The organism is Paracraurococcus lichenis (assembly GCF_030657435.1).
GTDB classification, from domain to species: Bacteria; Pseudomonadota; Alphaproteobacteria; order Acetobacterales; family Acetobacteraceae; genus Paracraurococcus; species Paracraurococcus lichenis.
The window spans coordinates 1-1,660 of the sequence record NZ_JAUTWS010000277.1; the positions used below are offsets into that span (position 1 = coordinate 1).

Consider the following 1,660-nt stretch of genomic DNA (forward strand, 5'->3'; position numbering starts at 1 on the left):
CCCCCTATGTCAGGGAAGTTGTCCGGCGCCTTGAGATGATCTCTCATTTTCAGAGGGGCGGGACGGAGGGATGAGTTGGCCTACTCGACGGAACGCCGCGCGGCGGTTCTGAGGAAGCTGGAGCCACCGAACGCGGTCCCCGTGCGGCAGCTGGCCAAGGAGGAAGGGATCTCCGAGGCAACCCTGCACGCCTGGCGCCGCGAGGCGCGCAGCCAGGGCCGGCTCCTGCCCGATGCCGATGCCGGCCCGGAGGGTTGGTCGTCGCGCGACAAGTTCGCTGCCGTCCTCGAGACCGCCGCCCTGAACGAGGCCGATCTGGCCGCCTACTGCCGCCAGCGAGGGCTCTACCCCGAGCAGATCCAGGCCTGGCGGACCGCCTGCGAGCAGGCCAACGACTGGGAGCGCGCCAGCAGCCACCGGCTGGGCCAGGCGACCAGGGAGGACAAGAAGCGCGTCAAGGCGCTCGAGCGCGACCTGGCGCGCAAGGAGAAGGCACTCGCGGAGGCGGCGGCACTGCTGGTGTTGCGAAAAAACGCCGCGGCGATCTGGGGGGACGGCGAGGACGCATGATCAGCACCCCGGATCGCCAGAACGCCATCGCGCTGATCGACCAGGCTGTCGCGGCCGGCGCGCGGCGCGCCCCGGCCTGCGCTGAACTCGGGCTCGACGAGCGGACCTTTCGCCGCTGGCGGGCCAGGGACGGCGCGCCCGGAGACCGCCGCCCGGCAGCACCTCGCCCAGCACCGGCCAACAAACTGTCCGAGGCGGAACGGCGGGCCGTGCTGGACGCCTGCAACAGTGAGGCCTTCAAAAGCCTGCCGCCGAGCCAGATCGTGCCCCGCCTCGCAGACCAGGGACGCTACCTCGCCTCAGAAGCCAGCTTCTACCGCATCCTGCGGGCCGAGGATCAGCAGCACCACCGTGGCCGGGCCAGGCCACCGGCGCGTCGCCCACCGCCGACCAGCCACCGCGCCCGCGGTCCCTGTGAAGTGTGGAGCTGGGACATCACCTGGGTGCCCGGTCCGATCCGGGGCGGGTTCTTCTATCTCTACCTCATCCTCGACATCTACAGCCGAAAGATCGTCGGCTGGGAGGTCCACGAGCGCGAAGCTGCCGAGCTGGCAGCCGAGCTCGTCCGCAAGGCGGTCTGGGCCGAAGGCTGCGTCACCCGCCCTCTCGTCCTGCACGCCGACAACGGCAGCCCGATGAAGGGTGCGACCATGAAGGCCACCCTCGAGCGGCTCGGTGTTATTGCCTCCTACTCCCGGCCGCGGGTCAGCGACGACAACCCATTCTCCGAAGCCCTGTTCAGGACCTGCAAGTACCGGCCGGACTGGCCAACATCGGGGTTCGCCAGCAGGGAAAACGCGCAGCACTGGGTCGCTCGTTTCGTGACCTGGTACAACCACGAGCACCGCCATAGCGCGATCCAGTTCGTCACGCCCAGCGCCCGACATGCCGGCGAGGATCGCGTGCTCCTCGAGCGCCGCACCCAGCTCTATACCGAAGCTCGCGCTGCCAACCCCACGCGATGGTCACGCGAGATCCGAAACTGGGCACCGGTCGGTGACGTCTGCCTCAACCCCGAGCGCGACATCAGCAACCGCAAAATCAGAGAAGCCGCATGACGAGCGCCGGACAACTCCTTTGACAAACACCG

Annotated in this window: 1 protein-coding gene; it reads left to right on the forward strand. The window is 68.9% G+C overall.

Going from position 1 to position 1,660, the window contains the following annotated elements:
• Positions 1 to 75: 75 nt before the first annotated feature.
• Positions 76 to 1,628, forward strand: a protein-coding gene (locus Q7A36_RS39665) for an IS3 family transposase (protein WP_305109297.1) whose coding sequence is annotated in 2 segments (ribosomal slippage) — positions 76 to 535 and positions 535 to 1,628 — 1,554 coding nt in all. Because the reading frame shifts where the segments join, the coding sequence is not laid out codon by codon here.
• The last annotated feature ends 32 nt before the right edge of the window (positions 1,629 to 1,660 follow it).